The organism is Variovorax sp. Root473, assembly GCF_001426505.1.
GTDB lineage: Bacteria > Pseudomonadota > Gammaproteobacteria > Burkholderiales > Burkholderiaceae_C > Variovorax.
In genome coordinates this window covers 471,796-488,599 of the sequence record NZ_LMEV01000017.1, presented here as the reverse complement: position 1 = coordinate 488,599, position 16,804 = coordinate 471,796, and the positions used below count along the sequence as shown (strand labels likewise).

Below are 16,804 nucleotides of genomic sequence, written 5' to 3'. Positions count from 1 at the left end.
ATTGACAGCCACAGCAACACCCGCCCCGACGCTTCACATGGTCTGCGGCAAGATCGGCGCCGGCAAATCCACGCTGACCCGGCAACTCGCGCAGGCACCCGCCACCGTCCTGATCAGCGAGGACACCTGGCTCGCGGCGCTGTACCCCGACGAGATCCATGAGCTGCCCGACTACGTGCGCGCGGCCGGCCGGCTGAAGCAGGTGATGCGCGACCACGTCTGCGCGCTGCTCGGCGCCGGTGTGTCGGTGGTGCTCGACTTTCCGGCCAACACCGTGAGCCACCGGGCCTGGGCGCGCAGCCTCTTCGAGAAGGCCGGTGCGGCGCACCAGCTGCACTTTCTCGACGTGCCGGACGACATCTGCAAGGCACGGCTGCGTGCGCGCAACGCGTCGGGCGAGCATCCGTTCGAGACCTCCGACGCCCAGTTCGAGCTGATCACCCGCCACTTCGTGCCGCCCACGGCCGAGGAAGGGTTCCACGTGATCCGTCACGCCTGACGCCGGCCCCGGCCTGCATGCGGCGCCGGTATGCTGCGCGCCCATGCACATCGCACCCGCCCTCTCCGCCGAAGCCCCCGCCGTCGCGGCGGTGCTGACTGAAGCCGCGCAATGGCTCGCCGAGGGTGGTCGCCCGCTCTGGAACTCGACCGACATCGGCTTCGAACGCATCCAGCGCGACACCGACGCCGGCCGCTATGTCGTGGCCCGCGAGCACGGCGACTGGGCCGGCGTGATGCGGCTCGACCTGGAGGACCCGGCGTTCTGGCCGGAGATCGCCGCTGACAGCTCAGTGTTCGTCCACAAGCTGGCCGTGCGCCGCGCCTGGGCGGGCCGGGGTGTGTCGCGCGCGCTGCTGACCCATGCACGCGAGCACGCCTGCGCGCTCGGGCGCCCCTGGCTGCGGCTGGACTGCGTGGCCGACCGCACCGCCCTGCGCACGCTGTACGAAGGCTTCGGCTTCACGCTGCACAGCTGCATCGAACTGCGCGGCGGGTTGTTCGCGCGCTACGAACTGCGCGTTGACGGCTGACCGTCCGACACGCGGGCGACCGCTTCGGCGCTGGCGGGAACCTGGGCGCCTGTGGCAAGCTCGGAAGCTCCATGACCGATCGAATCCTGCCCTCTCATGTCCGCCGTCGGGTGCTGCGTGCGCTGCTGGGCGCCGCCGCCCTGCCCGCACCGTTCGCGGCGCTGGCCGGCTTCAACTTCTTCACCAATGAGTACACCGCCACGCGCGAGGAGCTGCAGGCGCAGATCGCGAAACGATTTCCGGTGGCCGAGCGCTATGCCGAGATCTTCATGGTCGGGCTGCGCGACCCACAGCTGGGCCTGGACGGGCGCGCCAACCGCGCGGCCATCACGGCCACGCTGACCATCGCCAGCCCGCTGCTGGCGGCCTCGCCGGTGCAGGGCGTGGTGTCGGTCAGCAGCGCGCTGCGCTACGACGCGGCGGCGCGCGCACTGCGGCTGGACCAGCCGAAGGCCGAGCGGCTCACGCTGCAGGGCGTGGAAGGCCGCGATGCCGAGCGCCTGCAACAGGTCGGCGCGGTGGTCGCACAGGAGTTGCTGCAAGGGCAGATCCTGCGCAGCTTCACGGCCGACGAACTCACCGTGGGGCGCAAGACCTACGAGATCGGCGACATCACGGTGCAGGACAACGGCATCAAGGTGCAACTCAAATGAAACAACGTGCGCTCCTTCCTCTGCTTCTGCTGGCCGGCGCCCTCGCTGCTGCCGGCTGCGCGGCCATCGCGCCCACCGTGAAGCAGCACTTCGACCTGCAGGCCCACCGCGGCGGTCGCGGCCTGGCGCCCGAGAACACGCTGGCCGCGTTCGGCAACGCGATGGACCTGGGCGTGACCACGCTCGAACTCGACATCGGGCTCACGGCCGACGGCGTGGTGGTGGTGTCGCACGACACGGCGCTCAACGCCGACCACACGCGCGACGCGCGCGGTGCGTGGCTCACGGCCAAGACCGGCCCGTCGGTGCGCTCGCTCACGCTGGCGCAGCTGCAGACCTACGACGTGGGACGCCTGAACCCCGCGAGCAGCTACGGCAAGCAGTTCGCGCTGCAGCAACCGCGCGACGGCGAGCGCATTCCCACGCTGACCGCGCTGTTCGCGCAGGTGCAGGCGCGCGGCACCGATGCCGCGCGGGTGCACTTCAACATCGAGACCAAGATCGACCCGAACAAGCCCGACGAGACGGCCGCGCCCGAGCCCATGGTGCGCGCGCTGCTGGCCGAGATCGACAAGGCGAAGATGGGCGAGCGCGTGACCATCCAGAGCTTCGACTGGCGCACGCTCGCGCTGGTCGGCCAGCTCGCGCCGCAGTTGCCGCGCGCCTACCTCACCACCCCCCGCACGCTGAAGGACAGCCGCTGGACCGCCGGCCTCGATGCCGCGAGCTTCACCTCGGTGCCGCAACTGGTGAAGGCCGCGGCCGGTGCATCGACCGGGCCGGTGATCTGGTCGCCGGCGCATGCTGACCTGGGCGCCCCTGCGATCCGCGAAGCGCAGAAGCTCGGCATGAAGGTCGTGCCCTGGACCGTGAACCAGCGCGCCGACATGGTCCGTCTCATGGACGCGGGCGTCGACGGCCTGATCACCGACTACCCCGACGTGCTGCGCGACCTGATGCGCGAACGGGGACTTGCGCTGCCGCCACCAGTGAAGGCTGCGTCATGAGCGCCGCGATTCAACTGGATGCCATCGCCTCGGGCATCGCCGCATTGCAAGGCGGCAACGGCTCCGTCACCACGCTGTCCACGGCCGCGCGCGCCAGCACCGAGCTGCTCGTCGCCTTGCCGCCGCGCTACGGCGAGGTGCTGCTGAACCTGCTGGACCGCCTCGAATCGAGTGCGCTGTTCAGCGAGGAAAGCTGCTCGTTCAGCCAGAAGGACCTGCTCGACAACCTGCAGGTGTGGGCCGACAAGGCCCGCGGCCAGCTGGTGTCTTGAGGCGCTGACGCCCCGCCCCGGTTTATCATCGCGGCCACCATGCGCACCCTGTTGCTCGCCTTCATGATCGCCCTGCTGCCCATCCGCGGCTGGCTCGGCGACGCCATGGCGGTCGAGATGGTGCGGCATTCGCTGCCCGCCTCCGAGGCGGTGGTTTCCGCCGCAACGGGCATCGCCGAATCGCATTGCCATGAGGCCGGCATGGAGGCCGACACCGGCCACGACATGGCGGCGATGCACGACATCGACAGCGGCGATTCGCAGCAGCCCCACGGCACCGACCACGCGGACTGCGGCACCTGTGTCGCCTGCCAGGTCTGCCACACGGTGGCGCTCGGCGGCATGCCGCTGGTCGACACCCCGCATGCGGCGCCCCAGGCGCTGCCGGCCGCACATGCGGCGCGCTTTGCGAGCGCCGAGCCCGTCCTGGGCCTCAAGCCGCCCATTTCCTGATCTTCCTGCCCGTAGTCCGTCCGCAGTGAGCCTTTGCCGGCTCGCAGCGTTCGCTGTATTGCCCATGGAGATCGCTCGTGAATTCCCTTGCTCGCCGGCCGCATGCCGGCAACCCTCGCTGTCGAACAGACAGTCCGCCCCCCGGGCGAAAAAGTCACCTCTCGTTCATCAGAACCACCGCCGCGCTGGCCGCTGCGCTGGTGCTCGCCGGCTGCGCCAGCCTTTCGCCCGACGGCGGCACCGCCGACGTGCAGGCGCTGGTCGACGGCAACCCGCTCATGGCGGGCGCCACGGCCCAGCGCAAGCCGGACGACGCCTCGCAGCAAAGCGTCGACGCGCTGCTGTCCAAGCCGCTGGACGCCGAAGCCGCCGTGCGCATCGCGCTCGTCAACAGCCCGCGCGTGCAGGACGCCTTTGCCACGCTGCAACTGAGCGACGCCGACCGCGTGCAGGCCGCGAGCCTGCCGAACCCGGTGCTGTCTTTCAGCCGCCTGGCGCAGGGCAGCGAGCGCGAGTTCGAGCGCATGCTGACGTTCAACGTGGTGGGCCTGCTCACGCTGCCGTGGCAGGCGCGCTGGGCCGGCCAGCGGCACGAGGCCGCGAAGCTGCAGGCCGCGCAAAGCGTGCTGCTGCTGGCCGCCGACACCCGCCGTGCCTGGGTGCGCGCGGTCGCAGCGCAGCAAAGCGTGGCCTACCTGCGCGATGCGAAGGACGCGGCCGAAGCCGGCGCCGAACTGGCGCACCGCATGGCCCAGGTCGGCAACTGGAGCGCGCTGCAGCGCACGCGCGAACAGCTGCTGCTGGCCGACGCATCCGCGCAGCTTGCACGCGCCGAACAGGCGGCCGTCGCCAGCCGCGAACAGCTCACGCGCCTGCTGGGCCTGAGCGGCGCGCGCACTGGCTACACCCTGCCCGACCGCCTGCCGCCGCTGCCGAAGGCCGCGCCCGAGCTCGGCGACGTGCAGGCCCTGGCGCTGCGCGACCGGCTCGACGTGCGCTCGGCGCAAGCGCAGAACACGGCCGTGGCCGGCGCGCTCGGCCTCACGCACGCCACGCGCGTGATCAACGCGATGGAACTGGGCGTGGTGCGCAACACCACCTTCGAGAACGACGCCGATCGCTCGAAATCGACCACACGCGGCTTCGAGCTCGAGCTGCCGATTCCGATCTTCGACTGGGGTCAGGTGCGCAACGGCCGTGCCGAGGCGCAGTACCTGCAATCGGCCGCGCGCGTGCGCGATGTGGGCGTGCTCGCCGCAAGCGAAGCGCGCGAGGCGTGGCAGGGCTGGAACACCGCCTACGCCCTGGCGCGCCGCTACCGCGACGAGGTGCTGCCGCTGCGCAGGCAGGTCAACGAGGAGATGGTGCTGCGCTACAACGGCATGCTCGCCAGCGTGTGGGAACTGCTCGGCGAAACGCGCGCGAGCATGCTCGCCGTGAACGCCGGCATGGAGGCCCAGCGCGACTTCTGGCTGGCCGACACCGACCTTCAACTGGTGCTCACGGGCAGTTCGCCCGGCGGCATGACGGCCCTGCAGACCGCGGCCACCAACGAACCTGCGGCGGGAGGCCACTGACATGAACCGTCGCGACTTCTTCGCGGGTGCCGCCACGGCCCTGGCCACCACCACCGTGAGCCGCGTGGGCATGGCCGCGCTGCCCGAGCCGGTGACGCAAGCCTCGACCGCCACCGCACCACCGCTCGTGCCGCCGAACGGCCGGCCCTACAACCCCGTCGTCACGCTCAACGGCTGGACGCTGCCCTGGCGCATGAACGCCGGCGTCAAGGAATTCCACCTCGTCGCCGAACCCGTCGTGCGCGAGATGGCGCCGGGTTTCAAGGTCAACATGTGGGGCTACAACGGCCAGTCGCCCGGCCCGACCATCGAGGTGGTCGAGGGCGACCGCGTGCGCATCTTCGTGACCAACAGGCTGCCCGAGCACACCACCGTGCACTGGCACGGCCAGCGCCTGCCCAACGGCATGGACGGCGTGGGCGGCATCACGCAGCCGCACATTCCGCCGGGCAAGACCTTCGTCTACGAGTTCACGGCGCGCCGCCCCGGCACCTTCATGTACCACCCGCACGCCGACGAGATGGTGCAGATGGCGATGGGGATGATGGGCTTCTGGGTCACGCACCCGAAGGCGGAGCATCCGCTGATCGAGAAGGTCGACCGCGACTTCTGCTTCCTGCTCGGCAGCTTCGACGTGGAGCCCGGCAGCGCCACGCCCAAGGTCAACACCATGACCGACTTCAACATCTGGAGCTTCAACAGCCGCGTGTTCCCGGCCATCGACACGCTCAACGTGCGCAAGGGCGACCGCGTGCGCATCCGCGCGGGCAACCTCACGATGACCAACCACCCGATCCACATCCACGGCCACGAGTTCGAGGTCACGGGCACCGACGGCGGCCCCGTGCCGCGCACCGCGCGCTGGCCCGAGGTGTCGGTGGACGTGGCGGTGGGCCAGATGCGGCAGATGGAGTTCATTGCCGACGAGGAAGGCGACTGGGCGCTGCACTGCCACAAGGCGCACCACACGATGGGACCGATGGGCCACGACGTGCCGACCATGATCGGCGTGGACCACAAGGGCGTGGCCGAAAAAATCAGGAAGCTCGTGCCCGACTACATGGTGATGGGTGACAAGGGCATGGCCGACATGGGCGGGATGGAAATGCCCATCCCCGACAACACCCTGCCCATGATGACCGGCACCGGCCCCTTCGGCCCGGCCGAGATGGGCGGCATGTTCACGCTGCTCAAGGTGCGACGCGACCAGAAGCCGGGCGACTACCGCGATCCGGGCTGGTTCAAGCACCCGCCTGGCACGGTCGCACGCGAGGTGTCGGGCGCCGGTGCGCCGGTGGCGCCGCGCAAGACGGGCGCGGCACCGGCGCCCCCTGACAGCGGCAGCGCCACCGTGCGCAAGCCCTCGGGCCATGGTGCCCACAACCACTGATCGTCTTCACTCCAATTTCTTGAGATTCAAATCATGAACGCACGTTTCTCCACCCTCGTCGCCGGCCTCGCGCTCGCTGCCGTCAGCACACTCGCCACGGCCCACGAAGGCCACGCACCGAAGGCCGGCACCGCCGCCGCATCCCCGCTCGCGTCCGAGCAGAAAGCCTGGGGCATTGCCGGCAAGGCCAGCGCCGTGAAGCAAACCATCGACATCGCGATGGCCGACGACATGACCTTCACGCCCTCGGTCTTCGAGGTGCGCGAGGGCGACACCATCCGCCTGCGGCTGAAGAACCGCGGCAAGGACCTGCACGAGCTCGTGCTCGGCACCACCGCCGTGATCGAGGACCACGCCGCCATGATGAAGAAGCACCCCGGCATGGAGCACGACGAGCCCTGGATGGCGCACGTGCTGCCGGGCAAGACCGGCGAACTGATCTGGACCTTCAACCGCGCCGGCGACTTCGACTTCGCCTGCCTCGTGAAGGACCACTACGAACTCGGCATGGCCGGCCGCGTGCGCGTGCTGGCCGCCGCTGCTCCCGCACGATGACCCACTGAAAGGAACCCACCATGCAACGACGAACCCTCTTGAAGCTCGCCGCCGCCACGGCCACCCTGCCGCTTGCCGCGCAAGCCGCCGCACCGATGGTCGAGATCTGGAAAGACCCGAACTGCGGCTGCTGCCAGGACTGGGTCAAGCACCTCAACAAGAACGGCTTTGCCACGCGCGTGCACGACGAGGGCAACGGCGCGGCGCGCGAGCGCCTGGGCATTCCGGCCAAGCTGGGTTCGTGCCACACCGGCCGCGTCGGCGGCTACGCCATCGAGGGCCATGTGCCCGCGCGCGAGATGCAGCGCCTGCTGAAGGAAAAGCCCCAGGCCGTCGGCCTCGCCGTGCCCGGCATGCCCATCGGCTCTCCCGGCATGGACGGCCCCGCCTACGGCGACCAGCGCGATCCCTACGACATGCTGCTGGTGCTGGCCGACGGCAACACACGCGTCTTCCAGAGCTATCGCTGACCCGCTCTCTCCAGAAACCAGGAAGGACTCATGACCATGAAAAAACTCTTCACCGCACTCTCCACGCTGGTGTTCGCCGCCGCGGCCTTCGCGCAATCGGCACTGCCCCCCGTCGACGGCGAAGTCCGCAAGGTCGACACCGACGCGAAGAAGATCACCCTGCGCCACGGCGACATCCCGAACCTCGAGATGACCGGCATGACCATGGTGTTCCGCGTGAGCGACACCGCGCTGCTCGCCAAGGTGAAGGCCGGCGACAAGGTGCGCTTCACGGCCGACAAGATCGACGGTGCCATCACCGTGATGTCGCTCGAAACGGTGGCGAACTGAGCCTCAGGACCTGAAGCGCCCCGGATCGAAGGGCGCCAGCGGTATCTCCGCCGCAACGCCCGCGAGCAACTGCGCCGCCAGCCGCCCCGTACGCGCCGAGCCGCACAGGCCGACGTGGCCATGCCCGAAGGCCAGCACGATGTCGGCGCTGGCAGCCGCCGGGCCGATGCACGGCAGTCCATCGGGCAGGCTCGGGCGATGTCCGAGCCAGTGCTTCACGGAAGGCGCACCGGGTGCGGACCGTGCAAGCGACGGAAACATCGAATGCAGATGCGCGTGCAGGATCTCGGCGCGGCGCCAGTCGGGTGCCGCTTCGAGGCCCGCGATCTCCACCTGCCCCGCCGCGCGCAGGCCGCCGTCCATCCAGTGCGCGATGAGCTTGCCGTCAGACACCATGGTCGGCGTGCGCGGGCCGGCCGTGGCGTCTTCGACGACCACGTGGTAGCCGCGCTCCGACTCCAGCGGCACCGCCGAGCCTGCCGCCGCGGCCAGTGGCCCCGAGCGCGCGCCCGCGCAGATGGCGGCGCCATCACAGGCGATCTCGCCGGCCTCGGTGCGCACGGCGCGCAGCCGGCCGCCCTCGATGCGAAAACCGGTGGCCCGCGCGGCGACGCGTTCGGCGCCCGCGTCGAGCGCATGTTGAGCGAGGGCCGCCACGTAGGCGCCCGGATTGCGGCAGTGGCCGGCTTCGGGCACGAAGATGCCCAGCGTGTAGCGCGCGCCCAGATCGGGCTCTCGGCGGCGCAGTTCGTCCGCCGGCCATTCGTCCCAGTGGACACCGGCGCGCCGGCGCACGCGCCAGCCCAGTGCATCGCTGTCGAACTCGGCGCGCGAACGGTAGGCATGCAGCAACCCGCGCTGCTCGATGAGTTGCGGCACACCGGCCTCGGCGGCCAGTTGCGCATGCAGCGCGGGCGCATCGGCCAGCAACGTGCGCAATGCGTCGGCGGTGCGCTGCACGCGCGCCTCGGTCCAGCCCGAGGCCAGGTAGCGCAACAGCCACGGCAGCGCGCGCGGCAGGTGGCGCCAGCGCAACGCCAGTGGCCCGAGCGGGTCGGCCAGCCAGCCCGGCACCTTGCGCCAGGCCCCCGGCAGCGCGGGCGGCACCACGGAGTGCGATGACAGCCAGCCGGCATTGCCGTAGCTCGTGGCCTGCGGGCCACCCGGCTCGCCGGGCTCCACCAGCGTCACGCGCAGGCCCGCGCGCAGGGCCTCGATGGCGGTGGCGCAGCCCACCGCGCCCGCGCCGATTACCACCACCACGTGGCGGCTGCTGCCCTCGAGGGAGAAACTTCTTGCAACTGTCATTGTGGGGATCGTAAAGGTCGCGGTCCCATAATCGGCCGCCATGTCCGCTGCGTCTTCTTCCTCCTCTTCTCGCGCCGGTGCCATCACTGACGTCGCCGGCATCGAAGTCGGCCATTTCTCCGACACGCGCCGCCCCACCGGCTGCACCGTGATCCTCGCGCGCGAAGGCGCCGTGGCCGGTGTCGATGTGCGCGGCGCCGCACCCGGCACGCGCGAGACCGACCTGCTCTCGCCCGGCAACCTCGTGCAGGAAGTGCACGCCGTGATGCTCGCGGGCGGCAGCGCCTGGGGCCTGGCCGCAGCCGAAGGCGCGATGCGCTGGCTCGAGGAGCGCGGCGTCGGCATGGACGTGCGCTTCGCCACCCTGCCCATCGTGCCGGCCGCCGTGCTGTTCGACCTGCCGATGGGCGACGCGCGCATCCGCCCCGACGCCGCTGCGGGCTACGCCGCCTGCGAAGCGGCCTCGGCCGATGCCCCCGCCGAAGGCAACGTGGGCGCGGGCACCGGCGCGCTGGTGGGCAAGCTCTTCGGCGTGCACCGCGCGATGAAGGGCGGCGTCGGCACCGCCTCGGTCACCGTCGGCGGCGTGACCGTGGGCGCGCTGATCGCGGTCAATTCGCTGGGTGACGTGATCGACCCCGACACCGCCCTGCCCGTGGCCGGCGCGCGCACCGAGGACGGCAGCGCCCTGCTCGACACACGCCGCGCGCTGCTGCGCGGCGAGCTGCCCAAGCCGCTGCTGGCCGGCACCAACACCACCATCGGCGTGATCGCCACCGACGCGGTGCTGACCAAGGTGCAGGCCAACCGGCTCGCCATGGTGGCGCACGACGGCCTGGCGCGCGCCATCAACCCGGTGCACACCATGAGCGACGGCGACACGCTGTTCGCACTGGCCACCGGCCGCGTGCCGCTCGAAGGCGATGCGCCCGGCATGACCGTACTGAGCACGATGGCCGCCGAAGCCGCCGCCATCGCCACCGTGCGCGCGGTGCGCGCCGCGCGCGCGGTGACCGTGGGCGAGCTGCACATTCCCTGCGCCGCCGACCTGGCCGCACCGCGCGGCTGACGCGCGCACCGCACGACGAGGCACCCCATGGCGTTTCCCCGCACCCTGAAGCTGGTCCTGCTGTCGATCCGCGACCTGATCGCCTCGGCCGGGCCGATCGTGTTCATCGTCATCGGCCTGCTGGTGGCCGCCTACTGGTGGCTGCAACCGCAGCCACCCAAGCACGTGACGCTGGCCACCGGCCCCACGGGCAGCGCCTATGCGCAGTTCGGCAAGCGCTATGCCGACGCCCTGAAGCACAGCGGCATCACCGTCGAGCTCAAGGCCACCTCGGGCTCGACCGAGAACCTGCAACTGCTGCGCAGCGGCGGTGCCGACGTGGCCTTCGTGCGCGGCGGCAGCGCCGATCCGGTGGCCGATGAAGAGGCAGGCCTGCGTTCGCTGGGTGCGCTGTTCTTCGAGCCGATCTGGCTCTTCTACCGCACCGACGTGGCGCAGAAGATCGATCGCAAGACCGGCACGCTGACCTCGCTCACGCAGCTGCGCGGCCTGCGCGTGAACGTCGACCTGCCCGGCAGCGGGCTGCCCGAGATCATGGAGCGGCTGCTCAAGGCCAACCGGCTCGGGCCCGACGACCTGCTGCTGTCGAACCTCGAGCAGGCCGCCGCCGCCGAGGCGCTGCAGGCCGGGCTGCTCGACGCCATCGTGCTGTTCTCGGCGCCGCAGTCGCCGCAGGTGCAGCGGCTGCTGCGCGCCGGCGACGTCCAGCTCATGGACTTCGGCCAGGCCGAGGCCTACACCCGGCGCTTTCCGTTCCTGTCGGCCGTGTCGCTGCCGCGCGGCGTGGTCGATCTGTCGAAAGACCTGCCGCTGCACGACGTGTCGCTGCTCGCCGCCACCACCTCGCTGCTGTCGCGCGACGAAACCCACCCGGCCCTGCGCCAGCTGTTTGCACAGGCCGCGCAGACCGTGCACAGCGACGCCGGCTGGTTCAACCGCGCGCGCGATTTTCCCAACACGCGCACCAGCGAACTGCCCGTGAGCCCCGAGGGAGACCGCGCGATCAACGGCACGCCGCCGTTCTGGCAGCGCTACCTGCCGTTCTGGGCCAGCAACCTGGTCGAGCGCATGTGGCTGGTGCTGGGCGGTGTGCTCGTGCTGATGCTGCCGCTGAGCCGCGTGATCCCGCCGCTGTACCAGTTCCGCGTGCGCCGGCGCGTGTTCCGCTGGTACGCGCGGCTGCGCGACATCGAGGCCAAGGTGGACGCGCGCCAGAGCCAGGCCGTACGCGACAAGCTGGTGGAAGAACTCGACGACCTCGACCGCGTGGTCAACAAGGTGGCGGTGCCGCTGTCGTATGCCGACGAGCTCTACGCGCTGCGCAACAACATCTATGCGGTGCGCAAGCGCGCGCTCGCGGGGTCGGCGAGCCCGGCGACGGCGCCGCCCGTCGCGCCACCGGCTCGTGCCGCCGAGTGACGCGGGCCCGGACGCGCGCTTGCTGTCCACGCTGATCGATTTCGCCGATCCGCGCACCGACGGCGCGTGCGGGTGGCCCACGCGCCGCACGAAGTGAGGCCCGTGCTGGAAGCCGTCGAGGCATTGGCCCGCGAAGGCCGCTGGTGCGTCGGCCACCTGCGCTACGAGGCCGCCGCCTTCGACCCGGCGTTCGACGTGCATGCAGCCGACGGGCCCCTGGCCTTCATCAACAGCCTGCGCGGCTGGCCCGGCGCGGACCTCGTCGACGACAACGCGCCCTGAACGACAAAGCGCGCGGCCCCTTGCGGAACCGCGCGCTCTGATCGAAGCGGCCGAAGCCGCGTGAGCCTTACTTGAGTGCCTTGTAGCGCATGCGTTTCGGCTTGGCGCCTTCTTCGCCCAGGCGCTTCTTCTTGTCGGCTTCGTATTCCTGGTAGTTGCCGTCGAAGAAGGTCCACTGGCTGTCGCCTTCGGCCGCGAGGATGTGCGTGGCGATGCGGTCGAGGAACCAGCGGTCGTGGCTGATGACCATCACGGTGCCGGCGAACTCGAGCAGCGCGTCTTCCAGGGCGCGCAGGGTTTCCACGTCCAGGTCGTTCGACGGTTCGTCCAGCAGCAGCACGTTGCCGCCGGCGATCAGCGTCTTGGCCAGGTGCAGGCGGCCGCGTTCACCGCCCGACAGCGTGCCGACCTTCTTCTGCTGGTCGGCCCCGTTGAAGTTGAAGCGGCCCGCGTACGCGCGGCTGGCCATCTGGAACTTGCCGACGTTGATGATGTCCAGGCCGTTCGAGATGTCTTCCCACACGGTCTTGTCGGACGCCAGCTCGTCGCGGTGCTGGTCGACGAAGGCCATCTTCACGGTCTGGCCGATGACGACCTCGCCCGAATCCGGCTTTTCCTTGCCCGCGAGCAGCTTGAACAGCGTCGACTTGCCGGCGCCGTTCGGGCCGATGATGCCGACGATGGCGCCCGGCGGCACGGTGAAGCTCAGGTTGTCGATCAGCATGCGGTCGCCGAAGGACTTGCTGACGTTGTGGAACTCGAACACCTGCTGGCCCAGCCGCTCGGCCACGGGAATGAAGATTTCCTGCGTTTCGTTGCGCTTCTGGTATTCCATGTCGCTCAGCTCTTCGAAGCGGGCCAGGCGCGATTTGCTCTTGGCCTGGCGCGCCTTGGGGTTCTGGCGCGACCACTCCAGTTCCTTCTTCAGGGCCTTGGCGTGGGCTTCTTCGCTCTTTTGCTCCTGCGCCAGGCGTTCGCCCTTCTGTTCGAGCCAGGTGCTGTAGTTGCCCTTCCAGGGAATGCCGCGGCCGCGGTCCATTTCCAGGATCCACTCGGCGGCGTTGTCCAGGAAGTAGCGATCGTGGGTGATGGCCACCACGGTGCCCGTGAAGCGCTGCAGGAACACTTCGAGCCACTCGACCGATTCGGCGTCCAGGTGGTTGGTCGGTTCGTCGAGCAGCAGCATGTCGGGCTTGGACAGCAGCAGGCGGCACAGCGCCACGCGGCGCTTTTCACCGCCCGAGAGCAGGCCGATCTTGGCGTCCCATGGCGGCAGGCGCAGCGCGTCGGCGGCGATTTCCAGCTGGTGCTCGGAATCGGTGCCGGCGGTGGCGATGATGGCTTCGAGCTGGGCCTGCTCGGCGGCCAGCGCGTCGAAGTCGGCGTCTTCGGCACCATAGGCGATGTACACCTCTTCGAGGCGCGCCTTGGCGGCGAACACCGCGCCCATGGACTCTTCGACCGATTCGCGCACCGTGTGCTCGGCGTTGAGCTTGGGTTCCTGCTCCAGATAGCCGATCGTCATCCCCGGCATGGGCAGGGCCTCGCCCTCGAACTCCTTGTCCACACCCGCCATGATCTTGAGCAGCGTGGACTTGCCCGAGCCGTTCAGGCCGAGCACGCCGATCTTGGCGCCGGGGAAGAAAGAGAGCGAAATGTCCTTCAAGAGCTGCCGCTTGGGCGGCACGGTCTTGCTGACGCGGTTCATCGAATAGACGTATTGAGCCATCTGTGAATGATTACCTTGGGTAGCTTGGGATTTGCGTAAAAGCACGGTCGTCCGGACAGTCATCCGGGCGCGGCGAACCCATGATTATCGACTCATGCGACAATAGCTCCCGTTGCCGGGTCCAGTTGCCCGCAAACCGGCTCTCTGCCGGGGACGAAGAAACCCCTTATCACAACGGGTTTTCCGGCTCCCACCCCTGACCTTCATCTGCCTTGACTGGCTCGGCGTCACCCAAACGACGCCTGGCGGGCCGATGCCACTGCGCCGTGTATGGCGCTTGTTGTTTCCACAATGAATTTTGACGAACTGAAGCTGGCTCCCGCCATCTTGAAGGCTGTGCACGAGCACGGCTACGACACCCCCACCCCCATCCAGGCGCAAGCCATTCCCGTGGTCCTCGACGGCCACGACCTGCTGGGCGGCGCCCAGACCGGCACCGGCAAGACCGCGGCCTTCACCCTGCCGATGCTGCACAAGCTCACCATGAGCCGCAGCGCCACCAACAAGTTCGGCGGCATCGGCATCCGCGCCCTCGTGCTGACCCCCACGCGTGAACTCGCGGCCCAGGTCGAAGAGTCGGTGCGCACCTACGGCAAGTACCTGCAGCTCGACTCCACCGTGATCTTCGGCGGCGTGGGCATGAACCCGCAGATCAGCAAGCTCAAGAAGGGTGTCGACATCCTCGTGGCCACCCCCGGCCGCCTGCTCGACCTGCAGCAGCAGGGCATGCTCGACCTGAGCCAGGTCCAGATGCTCATCCTGGACGAAGCCGACCGCATGCTGGACATGGGCTTCATCCACGACGTGAAGAAGATCCTGGCCCTGGTGCCCAAGGAAAAGCAGAGCCTGCTGTTCTCGGCCACCTTCAGCGACGAGATCCGCGACCTCGCCGGCTCGCTGCTCAAGAACCCGCAGAGCATCCAGGTCACGCCGCGCAACACCACGGTGCAGCGCATCACGCAGGTGATCCACCCTGTGGGCCGCGGCAAGAAGAAGGCGCTGCTCGCGCACATCATCAACGAGAACAAGTGGAGCCAGGTGCTCGTGTTCACGCGCACCAAGTTCGGTGCCAACAGCGTGGCCGAGTTCCTCACCAAGAACGGCATCGAGGCGATGGCGCTGCACGGCAACAAGAGCCAGAGCGCGCGCACGCAGGCGCTGGCCGGCTTCAAGAGCGGCGACATCCGCGCGCTGGTGGCCACCGACATCGCGGCGCGCGGCATCGACATCGACGAGCTACCGCACGTCGTGAACTACGAGATCCCGAACGTCAGCGAAGACTACGTGCACCGCATCGGCCGCACCGGCCGTGCTGGTTCGAGCGGCGAGGCCGTGAGCTTCGTGTGCCTGGACGAAGAAGGCTTCATGCAGGAAATCGAACGCTTCACGAAGCAGACGATTCCGGTGCAGAAGGTCGAGGGCTTCGGCCCTGAAGAAGGCGAACGTGCCGAGCCGATCGCCATGGGTCGCCAGACGATCTGGGGCGGCGCCGGCCGTCCGCCGAGCCGCGAAGTCATGCAGGCGGCCGCCAAGGCCGCGCGCACCGAAATGATGTCGCGCATCCGCGAGAACAAGGCCGGCCAGGGTGGCGGCAACGGCGGTGGCGGCGGCAATGGCGGCGGTCAACGCCGTGGTGGCGGCCAGGGTGGCGGCCAAGGCCGCAATGCCAATGGTGGTGGCCAAGGCCAGGGCCAGGGCCCGCGTGGCCAGGGCGCAGGCCGCCCCGCACAGGGCCGTGGCCCGCAGCAAGGCCAGCCGCGCGCACCGCAGCAGCCGCATCACCATGCGCCGCACGAAGAGCGCCAGCCGCGCCATCACGGCAACAGCCACAGCCCGACGCAGGCCAACCAGGTCGCGCACCTGCGTGCCGAAGCCGTCGCAGGCGGCGGCGCCGGCCAGCCGGACCCGTTGCGCACGAGCGTCGACCACATGGGTGGCCGCGGTCGCGGCGGTCGCCCGGGCGGCGGTGGCGGCTACGGCGGCAACCGTTCGGGTGGCGGTGGCCGCTCGGGTGGCGGCGGTGGCTACGGCGGCGGTGGTGGTGGCAACCGTTCCGGCGGTGGCGGCGGCGGTCGTTCGTTCGGTCGCTGAAACGCGCACGCGCGTCGATTCAACAAGGGCACTTCGGTGCCCTTTTTCATTTCTGCCGGCGCGCCCGGGCATGGCGAGTTCGATCCACCGTCTCAGGCCACAATGCGCGGGCCATGCCCTCCTACATACCGCCCAACTACGCCACGCTCTTCGTCGCGACCTGCAACCTGCTCAACCTCGCGAACCCGAACCGCGTGTACTACGAGAACCAGGACCCCTACAACGAGCGCGAATACGAACGCAAGATCGACTGGATCGGCGAGCGCATCCACGCGCTCAACGCCGACGTGCTCGCGGTGCAGGAGGTGTGGGACGAGGCCGCGCTGAAGGCCGCCATTGGCCGCAGCGGGCTGCGCTACGACTTCGTCTCGGTGCCGGGCGCCGAGAACTCGCCGCCGCCCGCGAGCCCGCCGGGCACACCCGGGAGGCCGGGCGCACAGGGCACGCCGCGCGTCGGCATCGTCACGCGGCTGCAGGTGGAAAGCACGCGGTCCTTCGTCGACTTTCCACCGGGCTTCGGCGTCGACGTGCCCGGCCTCGGACCGCACACGCGCTTCGAGCGCCCGCCGCTGCTGGTCACCGTGCGCATGAAGCACGGCCAGCAGGTGCATGTGCTGACGGTGCACCTGAAGTCCAAGCGCCCCAAGTTCCTGCAGGACGCGCAGGGCAACCACCTCGAAGACCGCGACGACCGCAAGATCGGCGCGATGGCCTCGCTGCGCTCCTTGCTGATGCGCGGCGCCGAGGCTGCGGCGCTGCGCTGCATCGTCATCGACCTGCTGCAGGGCACCAACGTGCCGCTGGTGGTGATGGGCGACTTCAACGACAACCCGCACAGCGTGACCACGCAACTGGTGGCCGCCACCTCCGAGGTGGCCTACGACAAGGCCGCGCGCGATGTGGCGCTGTTCAACGCCTACGAGATGCAGGGCGAGTCGGCGCTCAAGAAAGACGTGGCCTATTCGCACATCCACCGGGGCTTTCCAGATGTGCTCGACCAGATCCTCGTGAGCGAGGAGTTCGTTGCCACCAGCCGCCACAGCCTGGGCGACGTGCGCCGCGTCGACTACTTCAACGACCACCTGCACGAAGGGCGCGACCGCTCGCGCTCTGACCACGGCTTCGTGCGCGCCCTGCTGCGGCTGCGCACCGACGACAACCGCTGACG

18 protein-coding genes are annotated in these 16,804 nt (G+C 69.6%); 16 read left to right on the top strand and 2 right to left on the bottom strand.

Annotated elements, in window-relative coordinates:
- Window positions 1-37 precede the first annotated feature (37 nt).
- The 11 genes from ASD34_RS15590 to ASD34_RS15540 all read left to right on the top strand — a co-directional run bounded on the left by ASD34_RS15590 (window position 38) and on the right by ASD34_RS15540 (window position 7,738).
- Window positions 38-499: an AAA family ATPase gene (locus ASD34_RS15590; RefSeq protein ID WP_082548729.1), complete on the top strand. Its 462-nt coding sequence runs from the start codon at window positions 38-40 to the stop codon at window positions 497-499.
- A gap of 43 nt (window positions 500-542) precedes the next feature.
- Complete coding sequence (locus ASD34_RS15585; protein WP_056579241.1) at window positions 543-1,031, top strand: GNAT family N-acetyltransferase; 489 nt, start codon at window positions 543-545, stop codon at window positions 1,029-1,031.
- A 71-nt stretch (window positions 1,032-1,102) separates the two neighbouring features.
- A complete protein-coding gene (locus ASD34_RS15580; RefSeq protein ID WP_056579239.1) occupies window positions 1,103-1,684 on the top strand; it encodes a DUF1439 domain-containing protein in 582 nt (193 codons plus the stop codon).
- Window positions 1,681-2,691, top strand: coding sequence for a glycerophosphodiester phosphodiesterase (locus ASD34_RS15575; RefSeq protein ID WP_056579237.1), 1,011 nt, complete (start codon window positions 1,681-1,683; stop codon window positions 2,689-2,691). The genes ASD34_RS15580 and ASD34_RS15575 overlap by 4 nt, the downstream gene beginning before the upstream one ends.
- Complete coding sequence (locus tag ASD34_RS15570) at window positions 2,688-2,963, top strand: hypothetical protein (protein ID WP_056579232.1); 276 nt, start codon at window positions 2,688-2,690, stop codon at window positions 2,961-2,963. Before ASD34_RS15575 ends, ASD34_RS15570 begins: the two co-directional genes overlap by 4 nt.
- 39 nt (window positions 2,964-3,002) lie before the next feature.
- On the top strand, window positions 3,003-3,416 hold the full coding sequence (locus ASD34_RS15565; RefSeq protein WP_056579231.1) for a hypothetical protein: 414 nt from the start codon (window positions 3,003-3,005) through the stop codon (window positions 3,414-3,416).
- A 200-nt stretch (window positions 3,417-3,616) separates the two neighbouring features.
- Window positions 3,617-4,993: a TolC family protein gene (locus tag ASD34_RS15560; RefSeq protein WP_414929878.1), complete on the top strand. Its 1,377-nt coding sequence runs from the start codon at window positions 3,617-3,619 to the stop codon at window positions 4,991-4,993.
- A gap of 1 nt (window position 4,994) precedes the next feature.
- The gene (locus ASD34_RS15555) at window positions 4,995-6,383 is read left to right on the top strand and encodes a multicopper oxidase family protein (protein WP_056579229.1); all 1,389 of its coding nucleotides are present in this window, start codon (window positions 4,995-4,997) and stop codon (window positions 6,381-6,383) included.
- A 33-nt stretch (window positions 6,384-6,416) separates the two neighbouring features.
- Window positions 6,417-6,938 carry a plastocyanin/azurin family copper-binding protein gene (locus tag ASD34_RS15550; protein WP_056579227.1) on the top strand — a complete coding sequence of 174 codons (522 nt, stop codon included), beginning with the start codon at window positions 6,417-6,419 and terminating at the stop codon, window positions 6,936-6,938.
- Between the two features lie 20 nt (window positions 6,939-6,958).
- On the top strand, window positions 6,959-7,408 hold the full coding sequence (locus tag ASD34_RS15545; protein WP_056579225.1) for a DUF411 domain-containing protein: 450 nt from the start codon (window positions 6,959-6,961) through the stop codon (window positions 7,406-7,408).
- Window positions 7,409-7,444: 36 nt separating this feature from the next.
- Window positions 7,445-7,738, top strand: a complete 294-nt coding sequence (locus tag ASD34_RS15540) for a copper-binding protein (RefSeq protein ID WP_056582395.1) — start codon at window positions 7,445-7,447, stop codon at window positions 7,736-7,738.
- Window positions 7,739-7,741: 3 nt separating this feature from the next.
- On the opposite strand, the gene ASD34_RS15535 is transcribed toward ASD34_RS15540, so the two are convergent.
- Window positions 7,742-9,046, bottom strand: coding sequence for an NAD(P)/FAD-dependent oxidoreductase (locus ASD34_RS15535; protein WP_056579224.1), 1,305 nt, complete (start codon window positions 9,044-9,046; stop codon window positions 7,742-7,744).
- A 40-nt stretch (window positions 9,047-9,086) separates the two neighbouring features.
- Between ASD34_RS15535 and ASD34_RS15530 the strand changes: the two genes are divergently transcribed.
- From ASD34_RS15530 to ASD34_RS27565, 3 genes are all read left to right on the top strand, one after another.
- Complete coding sequence (locus tag ASD34_RS15530) at window positions 9,087-10,115, top strand: P1 family peptidase (protein ID WP_056579220.1); 1,029 nt, start codon at window positions 9,087-9,089, stop codon at window positions 10,113-10,115.
- 27 nt (window positions 10,116-10,142) lie between these two features.
- A complete protein-coding gene (locus ASD34_RS15525; RefSeq protein WP_056579219.1) occupies window positions 10,143-11,534 on the top strand; it encodes a TAXI family TRAP transporter solute-binding subunit in 1,392 nt (463 codons plus the stop codon).
- Window positions 11,535-11,636: 102 nt separating this feature from the next.
- Entirely contained in the window at window positions 11,637-11,816 is a 180-nt protein-coding gene (locus ASD34_RS27565) for a hypothetical protein (RefSeq protein ID WP_056579218.1), read from the top strand.
- Window positions 11,817-11,883: 67 nt separating this feature from the next.
- Here the strand turns inward: ASD34_RS27565 and ettA are convergent, their stop codons facing one another.
- The gene (gene ettA, locus ASD34_RS15515; protein ID WP_056579217.1) at window positions 11,884-13,545 is read right to left on the bottom strand and encodes an energy-dependent translational throttle protein EttA; all 1,662 of its coding nucleotides are present in this window, start codon (window positions 13,543-13,545) and stop codon (window positions 11,884-11,886) included.
- Window positions 13,546-13,836: 291 nt separating this feature from the next.
- On the opposite strand from ettA, the gene ASD34_RS15510 reads away from it, so the two are divergent.
- Together ASD34_RS15510 and ASD34_RS15505 are read left to right on the top strand one after the other, a co-directional pair.
- A complete protein-coding gene (locus ASD34_RS15510; protein ID WP_056579215.1) occupies window positions 13,837-15,636 on the top strand; it encodes a DEAD/DEAH box helicase in 1,800 nt (599 codons plus the stop codon).
- A 113-nt stretch (window positions 15,637-15,749) separates the two neighbouring features.
- Complete coding sequence (locus ASD34_RS15505; RefSeq protein WP_056579213.1) at window positions 15,750-16,802, top strand: endonuclease/exonuclease/phosphatase family protein; 1,053 nt, start codon at window positions 15,750-15,752, stop codon at window positions 16,800-16,802.
- Window positions 16,803-16,804: the final 2 nt, after the last annotated feature.

Coding starts and splice junctions, on each gene's coding strand:
- ASD34_RS15505 (WP_056579213.1), top strand. CDS start 15,750: ATGCCCTCCTACATACCGCCCAACTACGCCACGCTCTTCGTCGCGACC.
- ettA (WP_056579217.1), bottom strand. CDS start 13,545: ATGGCTCAATACGTCTATTCGATGAACCGCGTCAGCAAGACCGTGCCG.
- ASD34_RS15525 (WP_056579219.1), top strand. CDS start 10,143: ATGGCGTTTCCCCGCACCCTGAAGCTGGTCCTGCTGTCGATCCGCGAC.
- ASD34_RS15580 (WP_056579239.1), top strand. CDS start 1,103: ATGACCGATCGAATCCTGCCCTCTCATGTCCGCCGTCGGGTGCTGCGT.
- ASD34_RS15555 (WP_056579229.1), top strand. CDS start 4,995: ATGAACCGTCGCGACTTCTTCGCGGGTGCCGCCACGGCCCTGGCCACC.
- ASD34_RS15540 (WP_056582395.1), top strand. CDS start 7,445: ATGAAAAAACTCTTCACCGCACTCTCCACGCTGGTGTTCGCCGCCGCG.
- ASD34_RS15585 (WP_056579241.1), top strand. CDS start 543: ATGCACATCGCACCCGCCCTCTCCGCCGAAGCCCCCGCCGTCGCGGCG.
- ASD34_RS15570 (WP_056579232.1), top strand. CDS start 2,688: ATGAGCGCCGCGATTCAACTGGATGCCATCGCCTCGGGCATCGCCGCA.
- ASD34_RS15565 (WP_056579231.1), top strand. CDS start 3,003: ATGCGCACCCTGTTGCTCGCCTTCATGATCGCCCTGCTGCCCATCCGC.
- ASD34_RS15590 (WP_082548729.1), top strand. CDS start 38: ATGGTCTGCGGCAAGATCGGCGCCGGCAAATCCACGCTGACCCGGCAA.
- ASD34_RS15550 (WP_056579227.1), top strand. CDS start 6,417: ATGAACGCACGTTTCTCCACCCTCGTCGCCGGCCTCGCGCTCGCTGCC.
- ASD34_RS15575 (WP_056579237.1), top strand. CDS start 1,681: ATGAAACAACGTGCGCTCCTTCCTCTGCTTCTGCTGGCCGGCGCCCTC.
- ASD34_RS15510 (WP_056579215.1), top strand. CDS start 13,837: ATGAATTTTGACGAACTGAAGCTGGCTCCCGCCATCTTGAAGGCTGTG.
- ASD34_RS15535 (WP_056579224.1), bottom strand. CDS start 9,046: ATGACAGTTGCAAGAAGTTTCTCCCTCGAGGGCAGCAGCCGCCACGTG.
- ASD34_RS15545 (WP_056579225.1), top strand. CDS start 6,959: ATGCAACGACGAACCCTCTTGAAGCTCGCCGCCGCCACGGCCACCCTG.
- ASD34_RS15530 (WP_056579220.1), top strand. CDS start 9,087: ATGTCCGCTGCGTCTTCTTCCTCCTCTTCTCGCGCCGGTGCCATCACT.